Below are 13,871 nucleotides of genomic sequence, written 5' to 3'. Positions count from 1 at the left end.
GCGGTGCCGCCGGCCCAGGAGGATCTCCGACGAGCTGTGCACTCCGCGGGCGTCAGCCCGAAGGCGTCAGCGCAACTGGTCGTCGGAGGACGTCGTGAGGGGGCCTTGCTCGCGGTGACTGTGCGGCTGTCTGGGAGAAGAGACGTGACCACTGAGCTCGACTGGTTCAAGAGCAGCTACAGCAGCAATGACGGTCCTGACTGCGTCGAGGTCGCCATATCCCACCCCACCATCCACATCCGCGACTCCAAGAACAAGGAAGGCGCCCGTCTGGCATTCACCGGCGGCACCTGGTCCGAGTTCCTGGAGTTCGCGGCGGGACGCTGATCCTCAGTCCGCGCAGAGCGCGGTGTCGACCGCGGCGATGAGGGTCGTGGTAGTCGCGTCGGTGGTCGGGGCCTCGTTGATGACGAGGGTCACCTGGCGGCCGTCGGGGGCGACCGCCGCGATGTTGTTGTGGCCGCCCCGCACGGAGCCGGTGTGGCCTGTCCAGCGGCCTCCGCAGGACAGGGGCGAGGTGATCAGGCCGAGTCCGTAACGGCCTTCGGGGCCCAGCCGGTCGGGGTCGCCCAGCACCGTGTGCCGCATCTCGGCCAGCCCGTGCCCGGACAACAGACGGCCGTTCAGCAGAGCCGCGAAGAACTTGTTCACGTCCCTGGGCGTGGAGATCAACGCGCCGCCCACACCCCCCGCCGAGGTGTTCCACTCGGTGCCGTCCACGCGCTCGGTCGTGAAGTAGCTGCGGGAGTGGCGGCCGCGGATGTGCTCGGAGTTGCCGGGCCAGTAGGTGTCGCGCAGTTTCAGGGGCTTGATGATCCGGCGTGAGATCTCTTTCTCCGCCGGGCGGCCCGTGACCTTTTCGATGACCAGGCCGGCGAGGATGTAGTTCGTGGTGGAGTAGTGCCATGTGCCCTTGGGAGGCGGCAGTTTCAGTGCTCGTTTCACCAGTTCCCGGGGTGTGAACTGGTGATGGCGCAGCCAGTCGATGTCGGCGGTGGCGAGCGAGTCGCCGTGGTCGGGCAGTCCGCTGGTCTGCTGGAGAAGCTCCCGCACGGTGATGTCGCGGCCGTCGTAGCCGTTGCCCTGGACGAGTCCGGGGAGATAGTGCTCCACGGACGCGTCGAGAGAAAGGCGTCCCCTGTCCGCGAGTTGCAGGACGGTGGCGGCGGTGAAGGTCTTCGTGATGCTGCCGATGCGGAGACGGTCCTCGGCGTTCATCGGCCGTCCGGTGCGAAGGTCGGCCTTGCCTGCGGCGGACGTCCACCGGCCGCAGGCCGGGTCGACCACCTCGACCGCCGCCCCGGCGAGTTGGTGTCTCCCGGTGAGCTCGTCCAGCGCGCGTTGCAGTCCCGGAGGCGCCTCGCAATCCCGCGTGGCCGCATGGGCGGTGGGGTGAGGTGCGGCGACGGCCACGCCCGCGAGAAGGGCCAGGAGTAAGGCAGGGATCTTCATGGCTCAGGACGCTACGGGGAGGGCTGAGGCTTCTCGCTCCGGCTGTCCTCCGTCTCAGGGGTGGACTCATGTACACCATCGGGAATGGGGTCAGCGTCAGCCGTGGTCTCCTCTTCGCGCTCCTTCTTCGAGGCGAGTTCCTTGGCCAGCCTTTCCGAGTACAGCCTCATTTCCGCTTCTTTGCGCTCGTCGAACACCGGTTCCTCCTTTGAATACGGGGGTGTCGGGGTGGTGAGGGTGAAAAAGAGAGGGGAGGGGAGAAGAAATGGTCAGGCGGATGCGCGCCGGGACCGGGAAGAACGGCTGTGGTCCGGGAGTGCGTGTGCCGCACGGTGGTGGGGTTCGTCGGGAATCAACCGCCGCACCATCGTCATCGCACACCTCCCAGGGATAACTCGACCGGATCACAGGCCTCTTGCTCTGAAGAATACCCGACGACCACTCTTCGGGTCACGGCCCGATTACCGTCGCACACAGGTAATTCGCACGTTGTTCACCCGGCGAGGAACGGCTCCAGTACCGCGCGGTCGGTATCCGAAAGACGTTCCCATGCGCCGGAATCCAGTTCGCGTATGCGCGCCACATCCGCCCGTGCCTTCTCGGGCCGGGCCATGGTCGCGTGGAGCGCGGCACGGCGGCACAGGGCCCAGACGTAGCCCGGGCGGAGTTCCACGGCCCGGTTCAAATCCGCGAGAGCTTCGGCGTGGCGGCCGAGGTGGGCCAGGGACGCGCCCCGGCTGGCGTACGCCGAGGTGTAGGCGGGGTCCAGGGCCAGGGCGTGGTCGAGGTCGGCGACCGACTCCTGGTCGCGGCCCGCGGCGCGCAGGGCGTCACCGCGTTCGCAGCGGGCCCACGGCCAGTCGGGGGTCAGGGTGAGGGCGCGGTCGAGGTCGGCCAGTTGGCGGTCGGAGTCGCCCAGGGCCCGCCATACCCGGGCGCGGCGGGCGAGCGCCCAGGCGTAGTCCGGCTTGAGGTCCAGTGATCGGCCCAGGTCGGCGAGAGCGGCGTCCAGGTCGCCGCGGCGTTCATGCGTGGCGCCCCGGGATGCCCAGGCGAACTCGTTGGCCGGGTCGAGGCGGATCGCTTCGTTCAGGTCCCGGATCGCCTCCGGGTCGTGCCGGGCGATGCGGTGGTGTTCGCCGCGCAGGGCGACGTACCAGGCATGGCCCGGCTCCAGCGCCACGGCCCGGTCCAGGTCGGCGATCGCCGCATCGTGGTCGCCCAGGTCCCCGCGGACTCCGGCCCGGTAGCGGTAGGCGACCGCGAGTCCCGGATCGAGGGCGACGGCCCGGTCGTACTCGGCGAGGGCCGCCGCGTACGCGCCCTCGCCGCGCAGTTCGTCGCCCCGGACCACTCGGGCGCGGGCCTGGGCCGGCGCGTCGAGTACCGCACGGCTCAGGAGCAGGCCGAGTGCCGCGGCGATTCCCTCCGTGTCGAGTGCCGCCGCCAGCCTCGTCCCCCACTCGGCCACCGCCTCCACGTCGGCGTCCTGTCCGGCGTCCACCAGAACACGTGCCCACCGCACGGCCATGACCTCACCGGCGCCACAGGCGTGGACGAAGTCCCGCAGCGCCTGCGGCAGCGCGTCCCGCTCACCCGCGCAGAGGAGGTGGTACGACTCGGCCTGGCGCAGATCCCGCCAGGTGTCGTCCGCCCAGAGATCGTCCAGCCCCCGTTCGGTATCACCCCGTTCGGTCTCCTCCCGCCATGCCCGGAACGTCCGCGCCAGCCGTCGCTGCCGTTCGGCCCATCCGCGTGGCGACCGTCGCCGTTCGGCGCGCAGCATCGGCGCCCGTACGACGTCGTGGTAGCGCAGCCGTCCCCCACCTCGCTCGACGACGAACGGCATGCCCCGCAACCACGTGTAGAGGGGCGCCAGTTCCTCCTCCGGGCAGTCGGCCACCGCCCGGAACACATCCCCGTCCAGCCACCTCGGCAGCGCGCAGGACAGCGCGGCGGCCCGGCGTGCCGGATCCTGCTCCCACTTCAGGAAGCGGTCGACCGCCGTGGCGCTCGGGTCGCCGACGTCGTCCGCGTCGGTGGGGCGGGACTCGGCGAGGGTGGAGACCAGGACGGGGAGGCCGCCGGAGAGGCGCAGTACCTCCTCGACGACCGGTTCGGCGGTCACTCCCTTGCCGGCCAGCAGGCCGCGGGCCTCGGCCCCGGTGAAGGGGGCCAGGGGAACGTCCGTCACGAAGTCGGCCAGGCCACCCCAGCGTTCCGTGTCCAGGGGGTGCCGGCCCGCCGTGACCACGACGGTCGTGGCCGGCACCGCGCCGTGGCGGTCGGTGGTCATCGTTTCGTGCAGCCAGTGGTCGAGGTACGGGGCGGTTCGCTCGTACGTGTCGAGGAAGAGGGCGATCCACGGGGCCGAGGCGGCGGCCTCCGCGAGTTCGCGCAGGAACACGGGGGTCAGCGCCTGCTCCGGGGCGAGAACCAGTCCCAGGTCCTCATGGTTGCGGAAGCGGGCGAGGAGACTCGCGCGCAACCGGTCGGCGGACTCGGCGACCTGGTCCGCGTCGAGCAGTCCCGCCAGCGGGCCCACCACCGGGATCATTCCGAGGGCGACCACACCGGCCCGGGCCGCCACCCTCCCGCCCGTCGACGGGCCGGTCTCCTCCGCCTGCGCGTCCAGTGCCGCCAGCACGGCCAGCTCCGCCTCCTGCCGCCGCTCGCGGTGGGCGGCGAGCAACCGGTCCAGTTCCTTCAACCGCCGCCCCTGGGCGGCGAACTGCCGGCTGATCTCCGCCATCACCTCCGGCACGCTCCCGGCGCTGTCGTCCACGTACGCCGTCAGCGCGCCCTGTTCGCGGGCGATCTGCTCCAACTCCCGCACCAGGAAAGTCTTTCCGACACCCGCGTTGCCGTGCACATGGAAGCGGAAGCGGTGGCGTTCGTCGTGCGGGGCGGTGGTGAGGTTCGCGCGGAACAGGGCCCGCTCGGCGCCTCGGCCGACGAAGCCGGCCCGGGTGCGTTGCCGTATCAGGTCCTGCATCGACGGTCCGGTCTGCACCATCCGTACGTTCCCCTCGTCCGCCCGGTCGGCTTCCGTTGTCATTCTGTCGCGCCGGCAACCACCGCTCGGGGAGAATGATCGGCATGGCCACCTCCCCAACTTCACGCGGCACGCTGCCTCTTGCCGCCATGCTGCTCACCGCCACCATCGCCCTCTACATGACGCTCGTCGCCTTCGGGAACATCACCGACTTCGGCACCAACCAGCAGTTCGTCCGGCATGTGCTGGCCATGGACACCACGTTCAAGGACGAGGACCTGATGTGGCGGGCCATCACGAGCGAGGGACTTCAGGACGCCGCCTACATCGCGATCATCGCGTGGGAGACCGTCGCCGCGTTCGTCCTCATAGCCGGGAGCTGGCTGTGGGCCAGACGTGATCAGCAACGTGCCCGGCAGTTGTCGACGTACGGGCTGCTGATGGTGATGCTGCTGTTCGGAGCCGGGTTCATCGGCGTCGGCGGCGAGTGGTTCTCGATGTGGCAGTCGAAGAGCTGGAACGGGCTGGACGCGGCGACCCGTGTCTTCCTGTTCAGCGGTGTCGTGCTGATCGTCAACCAGTTGTCGGCCCCGCGGACGGAAACGTCCGCTACCTGACCACCGTCACCGTCGTACCGACCGTGCCGAACGACCACAGTGCCGTGCCGTCCGCCTTCCGCATCCGGACCCCGCCCGTCTTCGTGCCGGAGGCGGCGGGCGGCGGTGAGGCGCCGTCGACCGCGTTGGAGAAGGCGACGGAGACTCCGGACTTCGCGGCGAAGTACAGGATGTGCTCGATCTGGACGCCGTCCGAGCCGGTCGTGCCCTCATTGCGCGACGACACCGTGTACGAGCCGGGGTCGGGGCTGACCGTGCCCGGCCACACGGTGAACGTACGGCGGCTCCCCTCGCTCGCGTCGACCAGCCACACCCGCTTCTCGCCGAGGGCGTAGACGATGCGCCGGCCGGTGCCGGAGCCGTCGGGCACCCGGGTCGGGACGGACGCGGTGGGGGTGGGCCGCACGCCCGCCGACGCCGCGCTGCTCGGCTTGGCCGACGTGGCGGTGGGGTGCGGGCCCCGGTCCGCCTGCACGGCAAGGACCGTCACCGCGGCTATCGCTCCCACGGTCAGCCCGGACGTCCAGGCCCACGAAGGAAGTCGGGCAGGCACGGGCACGCATCTCCTCAGTCACCGGACCCCGCACGGACATCGGGGCTCCGATCATCGTACTGCGCGCCCGCCCCTCCCCCGGCGGCCTCAGGGGGTCTTGCGGACCGGTACCGGGCCGGTGCCGGCGCCATGGGCGGTGTAGCGCGGCGCGCGGGCGGGGGCCGGGTAGGAGAGGTGCACGAGCCGGGACTGCTCCTGCCGCATGTGCATGAGCGACTCGAGGATGTAGCCCACGAGCAGGACGAGGGCGGCGATGGTCATGATGGCGGCGGCGAGGATGGCCGTGGGGACCCGGGGCACGGTGCCCGTCTCGATGAAGTCGGCGATGACGGGGATGCCGAGGATGACCGAGACCAGGGCCAGCACGCCCGCGATCACGGTGTGGACGAGCGAGGGGCGCTCGCGCCGCGCCAGGTCGAGGATGACCCGCAGGATGCGCCAGCCGTCCCGGTAGGTGCGTAGTTTGCTCTCGCCGCCGGCCGGCCGGACCCGGTAGTCCACGACGACCTCCGCGGTGGGGAGGCGGAGATGCAGGGCGTGGATCGTCATCTCGGTTTCCGTCTCGAACTCCCTCGCCAGCGCCGGGAAGGACTTCACGAAACGCCGCGAGAAGACCCGGTAGCCGCTGAGCATGTCGGTCACGTCGTTGCCGAACAGGGACCGCACGGCCCCGGTGAGCAGCTTGTTGCCGACCGCGTGTCCCGCCCGGTAGGCGCCGTCGACCGTCACCCGGCGGGCGCCCACGACCTGGTCGTAGGGCCCTTCGAAGAGCAGGTCCACCAGGTCCCGGGCGCGTGTGGCGTCGTAGGTGTCGTCGCCGTCGATCAGGAGCAGCGCGTCGGCGTCGACATCGGCGAAGGCGCGTCGGATGACATTGCCCTTGCCCTTGCGGGGTTCCTCCCGGACGATCGCGCCCGCTCCCCGGGCGATCTCCACCGTGCGGTCGGTGGAGGCGTTGTCGTACACGTAGACGACGGCCTCGGGGAGGGCCGCCCGCAGGTCGCGGACCACCTTGCCGATGGCTGCCTCCTCGTTGTGACACGGCACGACGCACGCGATCGTCGGTTCCACGGCTGCTCCTCTCGAACCGGTACCGATTACGACGAAAATAATGCGATATGGGCGGGTCTGGTCGGTGAGGGCGCGCCGGGCCGTTAGTCTCACCGTGTGCCGGTCCTCGCAACTGTCGCGCTGCGTGCGCGTGACGCCGTCAAGGGCATCTGGCGCGAGGCCGCCAAGTTCGGAGTCGTCGGCGCCTTGGCCTTCGTCGTGGACAACGGCGGCTACAACCTGCTCGTCTTCGGCCTGCCCGGCGGCGTGGAGGGCGGGCCGATGCGGACCTCCCCGGTGCAGGCATCCGTCATCGCGACGGCGGCGGCCGCGCTCTTCAGCTGGGCCGGGAACCGCTACTGGACCTATCGCGACCAGCACCGCGAGAAGGTGACCCACGAACTCGTCCTGTTCCTGGTGGCGAACGGCGTCGGGCTCGCCATCACCGCCGGCACGGTCTTCGCCTCCCGGCAGCTGCTCGGGCTCGACTCGGCGCTCAGCGACAACACCGCCCGGATCTTCGGCTGGGCGCTCGCGACCCTGTTCCGCTTCTACGCCTATCGGCGCTACGTCTTCGTTGCCCCCTGAGCCGTTAACATCCGACTTATGGGACAAATGGGATGGATGCCGCGGGTGCGGCGCTGGGTCTGGGCACTGGCCGCCGTCACCGCGGTCTGCTGTCTGGGCACGATCCTCGTCTTCGCCCCGGGCTACCTGAGTCCCGACAGCCTCGAGCAGCTCCGCCAGGCCCGGGGAAAGCTGCCCCTGACGGACTGGCACCCTCCCGTGCTGAGCCTGGTGTGGCGTGCGCTCATCGCCGTGACCGGGTCATTCGCGTCCATGGCCGTTGTCCAGTCGCTGCTCTTCTGGGGCGCGCTCTGGACGCTGGCCTGGTGCGTCTACAAGCTGACCGGGAGGCGCGCCGGTTCACTCGCCGTGCTGGGGCTCGGACTGACCCCTTTCGTACTGACGTTCGTCGGGGTGGTGTGGAAGGACGTCCACGCGGCGTTCGCGCTGCTCGCCGCGTGCGCGGTCGCGTTCACCGGGCTGCGGCTGCGGGACCGGGAGCTTCGCCGTCCCGCCCTGCGGTGGGGGCTGCTCGGGCTGGGCGTGCTGTTCCTCGCGTACGCCATGCTGGTGCGCAAGAACGCCTTCTTCGCCGCGATCCCCGTCTTCGTCCTGCTGGTCCTCGCGCTGTGGCGCGCTCCCGGACGCCGTACGTGGGTGACGTGCACGGCGGCACTCGTGGCCGCCCTGGTCGTGCCGGCCGCCGCCATCTCCCTGTTCGCCCGGCCCCTGGAGACGAAGCAGGGCGCGCAGATCATGCTCGACGACCTGGTCCACGTCCTGAGGGTGGACGAACTCCGGTCGGCGGACGTGTCACCCGGCCTCAGGGGCCGGCTCGTGGCCGCCGCCGAGGAGTGCGGGCGCGTCGGCGCCCTGTCGGACGCCTACTGGGCCTGCTACGCACGCCCGGCGGACGGACTGCGCGGGGACTCGGGCGAGATCACGTCCCTGTGGCTGGACGAGATGAGCGGGCATGTTCCGCAGTATCTCCAGTACCGGCTGCGGCTCTTCGCGAGTCTGCTGTTCGAGACCGGCTATCACTACAAGGCGGGGATCACCCGCAACGACCTGGGCATCGAGGTGGCGCACCCCCGCCTGGAGGACATGCTCGGCACGTACGTCGACGGCATGGCCAGGGACCTGCCGTGGCTGTTCCGCGGCTGGTTCTGGCTCGCCGTGGCGCTGGTCCTGGCCGTCCGGCCGGGCACGGGCCTGTTCTCGATGCCGGTCCGGGCGCTGGGCATCAGCTCGGCGGCCTACATCCTCGGCTATCTGCCGATCATGCCCGCGACGGACTTCCGCTACGTCTACTGGCCGGCGATCGCCTGCTCCCTCGGGCTTGTCCTGCTGTGGCTGGGCCGGGGCACGACGCCCCCACCGCCGAAAAGCCCCGGCGCCGCACCGGCCGACCGCGCCTTGCCGGCGCACCAGCCGGCGGACGCCGGGGGCCAGTAGACCGTCGGCCCGCCAGACCGTCGGTCCGCCAGACCGCCAGGCCCTCAGCCCGCCAGACCGTCAAGCCGTCAGCCCGGGCAGGTCGCCAAGCCGCCAGGCCCTCAGGCCGGCAGACCGTCAAGCCGTCAGCCCGGGCAGGCCCCTGGTCCGCCAGACCGTCAGCCCGGCAGGCCGCCAGACCCTCAGCCCGGCAGGCAGCCAGACCGCCAGCCCCGGCAGGCCGCCGGCACTCAGACCGCCAGCCCCGGCAGGCCGTCAGGCCCTCAGCCCGGGCAGGCCGCCAAGCCGCCAGGCCCTCAGGCCGGCAGACCGCCAAGCCGTCAGCCCGGGCAGGCCCCCGGTCCGCCAGACCGTCAGCCCGGCAGGCCGCCAGACCGCCGGCCCCGGCAGGCCGTCGGTCCGGCAGGCCGTCGGTCCGGCAGGCCGTCAGTCCAGTACCGGCAGCAGCTCCGGCAGATGCCCGTCCGACGCCTGTGCCGCCTGCTGCCGCTCCTGCGGGATGTCTCCGTAGAGGGTGTTCCGCGGCTTCGCCGGGCGGCCCGCCGCGTCGGCCACCGCGATGAGGTCCTTGACCGACTTGTACGAGCCGTACGACGAGCCCGCCATACGGGAGATCGTCTCCTCCATGAGCGTGCCGCCGAGGTCGTTCGCGCCGGAGCGGAGCATCTCCGCCGCGCCCTCGGTGCCGAGCTTCACCCAGCTCGTCTGGATGTTGGGGATGTACGGGTGCAGCAACAGCCGGGCCATGGCCGTGACCGCGCGGTTGTCCCGCATGGTCGGGCCCGGGCGGGCGATCCCCGCCAGGTACACCGGCGCGTTGGTGTGCACGAACGGCAGCGTCACGAACTCGGTGAAGCCGCCCGTGCGCTGCTGGATGCCCGCGAGGGTGCGCAGGTGCCCGAGCCAGTGCCGGGGCTGGTCCACATGGCCGTACATCATCGTCGAGGACGACCGGATGCCCAGCTCGTGGGCCGTCGTCACGACCTCGATCCAGTCCGCCGCGGGCAGCTTGCCCTTGGTCAGGATCCAGCGGACCTCGTCGTCGAGGATCTCGGCGGCCGTGCCCGGGATGGTGTCCAGGCCCGCTTCCTTGGCGGCGGTCAGCCACTCGCGGATGGACATGCCGGTGCGGGTCGCGCCGTTGACGACCTCCATCGGCGAGAAGGCGTGCACATGCATGCCCGGGACGCGTTCCTTCACCGCCCGCGCGATGTCGAAGTACGCCGTGCCGGGCAGGTCCGGGTGGATGCCGCCCTGCATGCAGACCTCCACCGCGCCGACGTCCCACGCCTGCTGCGCCCGGTCGGCGACCTGGTCCAGGGAGAGGGTGTAGGCGTCGGCGTCCGTGCGGCGCTGGGCGAAGGCGCAGAAGCGGCAGCCGGTGTAGCAGACGTTGGTGAAGTTGATGTTGCGGGTGACGATGTAGGTGACGTCGTCGCCGACGGCCGACCTGCGTACTTCGTCGGCGACGCGCGCGAGGGCGTCCAGCGCCGGTCCGTCCGCGTGCAGCAGCGCCAGCGCCTCGTCGTCGGTGAGCTTCGTGGGGTCGTCGGCGGCCGTGCGCAGGGCCTCGCGTACGTCGGTGTCGATGCGCTGCGGTGTCATGCCCGGGGCGGCGGCCTCGCGCAGGGCGCCCCAGTCGCCGTACACCTCGTCGAAGTCGTCCCGGCGGTCGGAGGTACGGCCCTCGGTGTCGATCGCGGAGTGCAGGTCGGTGCGGCCGGTGGCCGTGAAGACCTCCTCCGGCTCCTGCCACGGCAGGCCCTGCGGAAGGGCGTCCGGGCGCGCCAGCCCGGTCTCCGGGTCGGCCAGCGCGGCCACGTGCGGGCGCAGCCGCGGGTCCAGCCAGGGCTCGCCGCGCCGCACGAACTCCGGGTACACGCAGAGCCGTTCCCGCAGCTCGAACCCGGCCGCCCGGGACTTCTCGGCGAGCTGCTCGATCTGCGGCCAGGGGCGCTCGGGGTTGACGTGGTCGATGGTCAGCGGGGACACCCCGCCCCAGTCGTCGATGCCGGCCCCGATCAGCCGCTCGTACTCGTCGTCGACGAGGTTGGGCGGGGCCTGGACGCAGCCCGAGGGGCCCATGAGCAGCCGGGCGACGGCCACCGTGGCGACCAGTTCGTCCAGTTCCGCGTCCGGCATGCCGCGCATCGCGGTGTCCGGCTTGGCGCGGAAGTTCTGGATGATCAGCTCCTGGACGCCGTGGTAGGCCCGGGTCACCTTCCGCAGCGCGAACAGCGACTCGGCGCGCTCCTCGTAGTTCTCCCCGATGCCTATGAGGACGCCCGAGGTGAAGGGGACGGAGGAGCGGCCGGCGTCCTCCAGGACGCGCAGGCGTACGGCGGGCTCCTTGTCGGGAGAGCCGTGGTGGGGACCGCCCGGCTCCGACCAGAGCCGGGTGGCGGTCGTCTCCAGCATCATGCCCATGCTGGGCGCCACCGGCTTCAGACGCTGGAAGTCGGTCCAGCTCATGACGCCCGGGTTCAGATGGGGCAGCAGGCCCGTCTCCTCCAGGATCCGGATGGAGATGGCCCGTACGTAGGCGAGGGTGTCGTCGTAGCCGTGCGCGTCGAGCCACTCACGCGCCTCGGGCCAGCGGTCCTCGGGCTTGTCGCCGAGGGTGATGAGGGCTTCCTTGCAGCCCAGGGCGGCGCCCTTGCGGGCGATGTCCAGGACCTCGTCCGGGGACATGAACATCCCGTGGCCCTCGCGGCGCAGCTTGCCGGGGACGGTGACGAAGGTGCAGTAGTGGCACTTGTCCCGGCACAGCCGGGTCAGGGGGATGAAGACGCTCTTCGAGTAGGTGATGACGCCGGGCCGGCCGGCCGCCTCCAGGCCGGCGTCCCGGACCCGGGCGGCCGAGGCCGACAGGTCCTCCAGCTGCCCGCCCCGGGCCTGGAGCAGCACCGCCGCCTCGGCGACATCGAGGGAGACGCCGTCCCTGGCCCGTTTCAGGGCGCGCCGCATGGAGTTCTCTGTGGGGCCCGTTCCGGAGGTCGCGGAAGTCGTCATCCTTCGAGCATACGAGTGCGCTGATCAACTCGGGTGAGCCCCGTCAGTGGAAGGCCAGCCACCCGATGCCCAGGGCGGACGTGAACCCGGCGGCGGCCATGGCGGCCGGCCTGTTGCGGTGCAGGGCGAACCAGACCAGCGCGGCGGTCACGAGCACGGCCAGCGTGCCGATCGCGGCACGCAACAGCCCCTGGCTGTAGCCGTACTCGTTGAAATGACGGACAAGCCAGGACAACCAGGCAAATCTCATGACGCTCCCCCGTGGGCGACTCCGAACCGGGTGGGTCACACCTGCCGGCCGCGATGGTCAGTCGCGCACCGGTGCTCCACCCGGTTTTATCCGGAGCCTAATGATCGTTCCGGGCCCGCGGCTAGGCGGCCCAGACGAGCCAGCGCTGGGAAGGACCGCCGGTGCACAACGCCGTGGAGACGCGGTCGTTCGCCCCGCGGGCGAGGCACTTGTGGTTGACGTTGTTCTGGATCAGCGCACCCCCGGGTGACTGCGTGTCGACGGACCACAGCGCCGCCTCGTCGGCGGCGGCACAGGGCTTCATGGTCAGCTCGCCGTTGCGCAGCGTGAGACACAGCTTCGTGGCGACCTGCCGGAGCGCGGTGAGCCGGATCTCGTCGTTCCAGTGCCACTTCTGGTAGTCGGTGCCGTTGCAGTTGAAGACGTACGGGCCGTAGTCAGCCCGGAAGTCCAGGCACGCCCCTGCCGGTGCCTGGTTCTCGAAGGCGCTGGTCCTAGGTGCCGCGCTCGCCGGTGCACTGCTCAGGCCCAACGCGAGCCCGACGACCGCGCCCACGGCGGCAAGCCTGGTCAGAATCATGAGTCCCCCTCCGGTCGGTGAGTTCCGCCCAGGTGGTACCCAGCCGCGGCCTCGGTGAGGCCGGGGTGACCACACCTGTACAGCTGTTCCACAAGCGGCGAACTCGCCTCCCTGACAGGGGAGTTGTCAGAGGTACTCCTGGTACCCGTCCAGCGCCTTCAGCACCTCCGCCTCACCCGCCGGCGGCAACTGCACCACGACCTCCTCGATGCCGAGGTCGGCGTAGTGGGCGAGCTTGCCCGGGGTCGGGTGGACGGCGTACGGGACGACCTGGAGGGCCTCGGGGTCGCGGCCCGCTTCGGCCCATGCGGTGCGCAGCCGGGGCAGGGATTCGGAGAGGCCGCGGCCGCCGATGGGCAGCCAGCCGTCGGCGTACTCGCAGATGTGGGCGAACAGCTTGGGCCCGGCGGCCCCGCCGAGCAGCGTGCGCGGGCCCACGACCGGGCCGCGCGGCTTCCGCACGGGCTTGGGGTGCGCGTGACTGGCCCGGACACCGCCGAACTCCCCCTCGTACGCGACCGGTTCCTCCGACCACAGCGCCCGCATCAGCGCCATCCGGTCCCGGCCCAGCTCGCGCCGGGTGCGCCACCGTACGCCGTGGTCGGCGGCCTCCTCGACGTTCCAGCCGAAGCCGACCCCGAGGGTGAACCGGCCGCCGGAGAGGTGGTCCAGGGTCGCGACCTGCTTGGCCAGGTCGATCGGATCGTGCTGGGCGACGAGCGTGATGCCCGTGCCGAGACCGAGCCGCTCGGTGACGGCGGCGGCCTGGCCGAGCGCCACGAACGGGTCGAGGGTACGGCCGTACTCGCGCGGCAGCTCGCCGCCCGCCGGGTACGGGGTGGTCCGCTCGACGGGGATGTGCGTGTGCTCGGGCAGATACAGCCCGGCGAAACCGCGGCCCTCCAGCTCCCGGGCGAGCCGGGTCGGGGTGATCGTCTCGTCGGTGAGGAAGATCGTTACGGCGATGCGCATGGCCCATCTCTACCCGAGGGGGGCCCAGGCGTCCATACCAACCGGTCGGGCTTCATCCGTCGGCACTCACACGACCGTCGCGAGCGCCGCGAAAGCCGCTTCCGGCCTCGGCGGTGGCCCACAGGGCCGCGGCGACGGTGCTGTAGGGCGCGATGCGGTGGTCTCGGCGTTCCGCCAGGCGGCGGCCGGGACCCGGCTGCCCAGGCGCCCCGTGCGCAGGCGGTCGCCGAGCAGGGCCCCGGTGCGGTGGGCGAGGAAGTCACCGGCCGCCGCCGCGGCGGCGGCGGGCCCCCTGACGGGGGGGCGGCTCAGGCGTCCGGTGCGGGGCGGCGCCCCCGCCGCCGGCAGCCGGCCGCAGGCAGCAGGCC

At 71.4% G+C, this 13,871-nt stretch carries 13 protein-coding genes and 1 pseudogene; 4 read left to right on the top strand and 10 right to left on the bottom strand.

What is annotated here, in order from left to right:
- Positions 1 to 144 precede the first annotated feature (144 nt).
- Positions 145 to 327, top strand: a complete 183-nt coding sequence (locus ACFTZL_RS28320; protein ID WP_382588241.1) for a DUF397 domain-containing protein — start codon at positions 145 to 147, stop codon at positions 325 to 327.
- A gap of 3 nt (positions 328 to 330) precedes the next feature.
- Here the strand turns inward: ACFTZL_RS28320 and ACFTZL_RS28315 are convergent, their stop codons facing one another.
- The 3 genes from ACFTZL_RS28315 to ACFTZL_RS28305 form a co-directional block, all read right to left on the bottom strand.
- A complete protein-coding gene (locus ACFTZL_RS28315) occupies positions 331 to 1,452 on the bottom strand; it encodes a serine hydrolase domain-containing protein (RefSeq protein WP_382588240.1) in 1,122 nt (373 codons plus the stop codon).
- Between the two features lie 11 nt (positions 1,453 to 1,463).
- Positions 1,464 to 1,649 (bottom strand): hypothetical protein, encoded by a 186-nt coding sequence (locus tag ACFTZL_RS28310; RefSeq protein ID WP_382588238.1) that lies wholly within the window; start codon positions 1,647 to 1,649, stop codon positions 1,464 to 1,466.
- A gap of 296 nt (positions 1,650 to 1,945) precedes the next feature.
- Positions 1,946 to 4,510, bottom strand: coding sequence for a hypothetical protein (locus ACFTZL_RS28305; protein WP_382588236.1), 2,565 nt, complete (start codon positions 4,508 to 4,510; stop codon positions 1,946 to 1,948).
- 41 nt (positions 4,511 to 4,551) lie between these two features.
- On the opposite strand from ACFTZL_RS28305, the gene ACFTZL_RS28300 reads away from it, so the two are divergent.
- Positions 4,552 to 5,064, top strand: a complete 513-nt coding sequence (locus tag ACFTZL_RS28300) for a DUF2165 domain-containing protein (protein ID WP_382588234.1) — start codon at positions 4,552 to 4,554, stop codon at positions 5,062 to 5,064.
- Here ACFTZL_RS28300 and ACFTZL_RS28295 read toward each other — a convergent pair.
- Positions 5,057 to 5,617: a hypothetical protein gene (locus ACFTZL_RS28295; protein WP_382588232.1), complete on the bottom strand. Its 561-nt coding sequence runs from the start codon at positions 5,615 to 5,617 to the stop codon at positions 5,057 to 5,059. The genes ACFTZL_RS28300 and ACFTZL_RS28295 overlap by 8 nt on opposite strands.
- An 87-nt stretch (positions 5,618 to 5,704) precedes the next feature.
- The gene (locus ACFTZL_RS28290; RefSeq protein ID WP_382588230.1) at positions 5,705 to 6,688 is read right to left on the bottom strand and encodes a glycosyltransferase family 2 protein; all 984 of its coding nucleotides are present in this window, start codon (positions 6,686 to 6,688) and stop codon (positions 5,705 to 5,707) included.
- Between the two features lie 96 nt (positions 6,689 to 6,784).
- On the opposite strand from ACFTZL_RS28290, the gene ACFTZL_RS28285 reads away from it, so the two are divergent.
- Positions 6,785 to 7,255 carry a GtrA family protein gene (locus ACFTZL_RS28285; RefSeq protein WP_382588228.1) on the top strand — a complete coding sequence of 157 codons (471 nt, stop codon included), beginning with the start codon at positions 6,785 to 6,787 and terminating at the stop codon, positions 7,253 to 7,255.
- An 18-nt stretch (positions 7,256 to 7,273) separates the two neighbouring features.
- Positions 7,274 to 8,689, top strand: coding sequence for a hypothetical protein (locus ACFTZL_RS28280; RefSeq protein WP_382588226.1), 1,416 nt, complete (start codon positions 7,274 to 7,276; stop codon positions 8,687 to 8,689).
- Between the two features lie 426 nt (positions 8,690 to 9,115).
- Here the strand turns inward: ACFTZL_RS28280 and ACFTZL_RS28275 are convergent, their stop codons facing one another.
- The 5 genes and pseudogenes from ACFTZL_RS28275 to ACFTZL_RS28255 form a co-directional block, all read right to left on the bottom strand.
- A complete protein-coding gene (locus ACFTZL_RS28275) occupies positions 9,116 to 11,701 on the bottom strand; it encodes a bifunctional FO biosynthesis protein CofGH (protein WP_382588224.1) in 2,586 nt (861 codons plus the stop codon).
- A 43-nt stretch (positions 11,702 to 11,744) separates the two neighbouring features.
- Positions 11,745 to 11,936, bottom strand: a complete 192-nt coding sequence (locus ACFTZL_RS28270; RefSeq protein WP_382588222.1) for a hypothetical protein — start codon at positions 11,934 to 11,936, stop codon at positions 11,745 to 11,747.
- Between the two features lie 136 nt (positions 11,937 to 12,072).
- Positions 12,073 to 12,531 carry a ricin-type beta-trefoil lectin domain protein gene (locus ACFTZL_RS28265; protein WP_382588220.1) on the bottom strand — a complete coding sequence of 153 codons (459 nt, stop codon included), beginning with the start codon at positions 12,529 to 12,531 and terminating at the stop codon, positions 12,073 to 12,075.
- Between the two features lie 126 nt (positions 12,532 to 12,657).
- The gene (locus tag ACFTZL_RS28260) at positions 12,658 to 13,503 is read right to left on the bottom strand and encodes an LLM class F420-dependent oxidoreductase (protein ID WP_382588218.1); all 846 of its coding nucleotides are present in this window, start codon (positions 13,501 to 13,503) and stop codon (positions 12,658 to 12,660) included.
- Between the two features lie 66 nt (positions 13,504 to 13,569).
- Positions 13,570 to 13,871: pseudogene (locus ACFTZL_RS28255) on the bottom strand (DedA family protein); the annotation flags it as partial.

The sequence above is a fragment of the Streptomyces sp. NPDC056948 genome (assembly GCF_042674225.1).
GTDB lineage: Bacteria > Actinomycetota > Actinomycetes > Streptomycetales > Streptomycetaceae > Streptomyces > Streptomyces purpurascens.
This window is presented reverse-complemented; position numbering and strand designations above follow the sequence as displayed.

Coding starts and splice junctions, on each gene's coding strand:
- ACFTZL_RS28315 (WP_382588240.1), bottom strand. CDS start 1,452: ATGAAGATCCCTGCCTTACTCCTGGCCCTTCTCGCGGGCGTGGCCGTC.
- ACFTZL_RS28305 (WP_382588236.1), bottom strand. CDS start 4,510: ATGACAACGGAAGCCGACCGGGCGGACGAGGGGAACGTACGGATGGTG.
- ACFTZL_RS28300 (WP_382588234.1), top strand. CDS start 4,552: ATGGCCACCTCCCCAACTTCACGCGGCACGCTGCCTCTTGCCGCCATG.
- ACFTZL_RS28280 (WP_382588226.1), top strand. CDS start 7,274: ATGGGACAAATGGGATGGATGCCGCGGGTGCGGCGCTGGGTCTGGGCA.
- ACFTZL_RS28275 (WP_382588224.1), bottom strand. CDS start 11,701: ATGACGACTTCCGCGACCTCCGGAACGGGCCCCACAGAGAACTCCATG.
- ACFTZL_RS28265 (WP_382588220.1), bottom strand. CDS start 12,531: ATGATTCTGACCAGGCTTGCCGCCGTGGGCGCGGTCGTCGGGCTCGCG.
- ACFTZL_RS28260 (WP_382588218.1), bottom strand. CDS start 13,503: ATGCGCATCGCCGTAACGATCTTCCTCACCGACGAGACGATCACCCCG.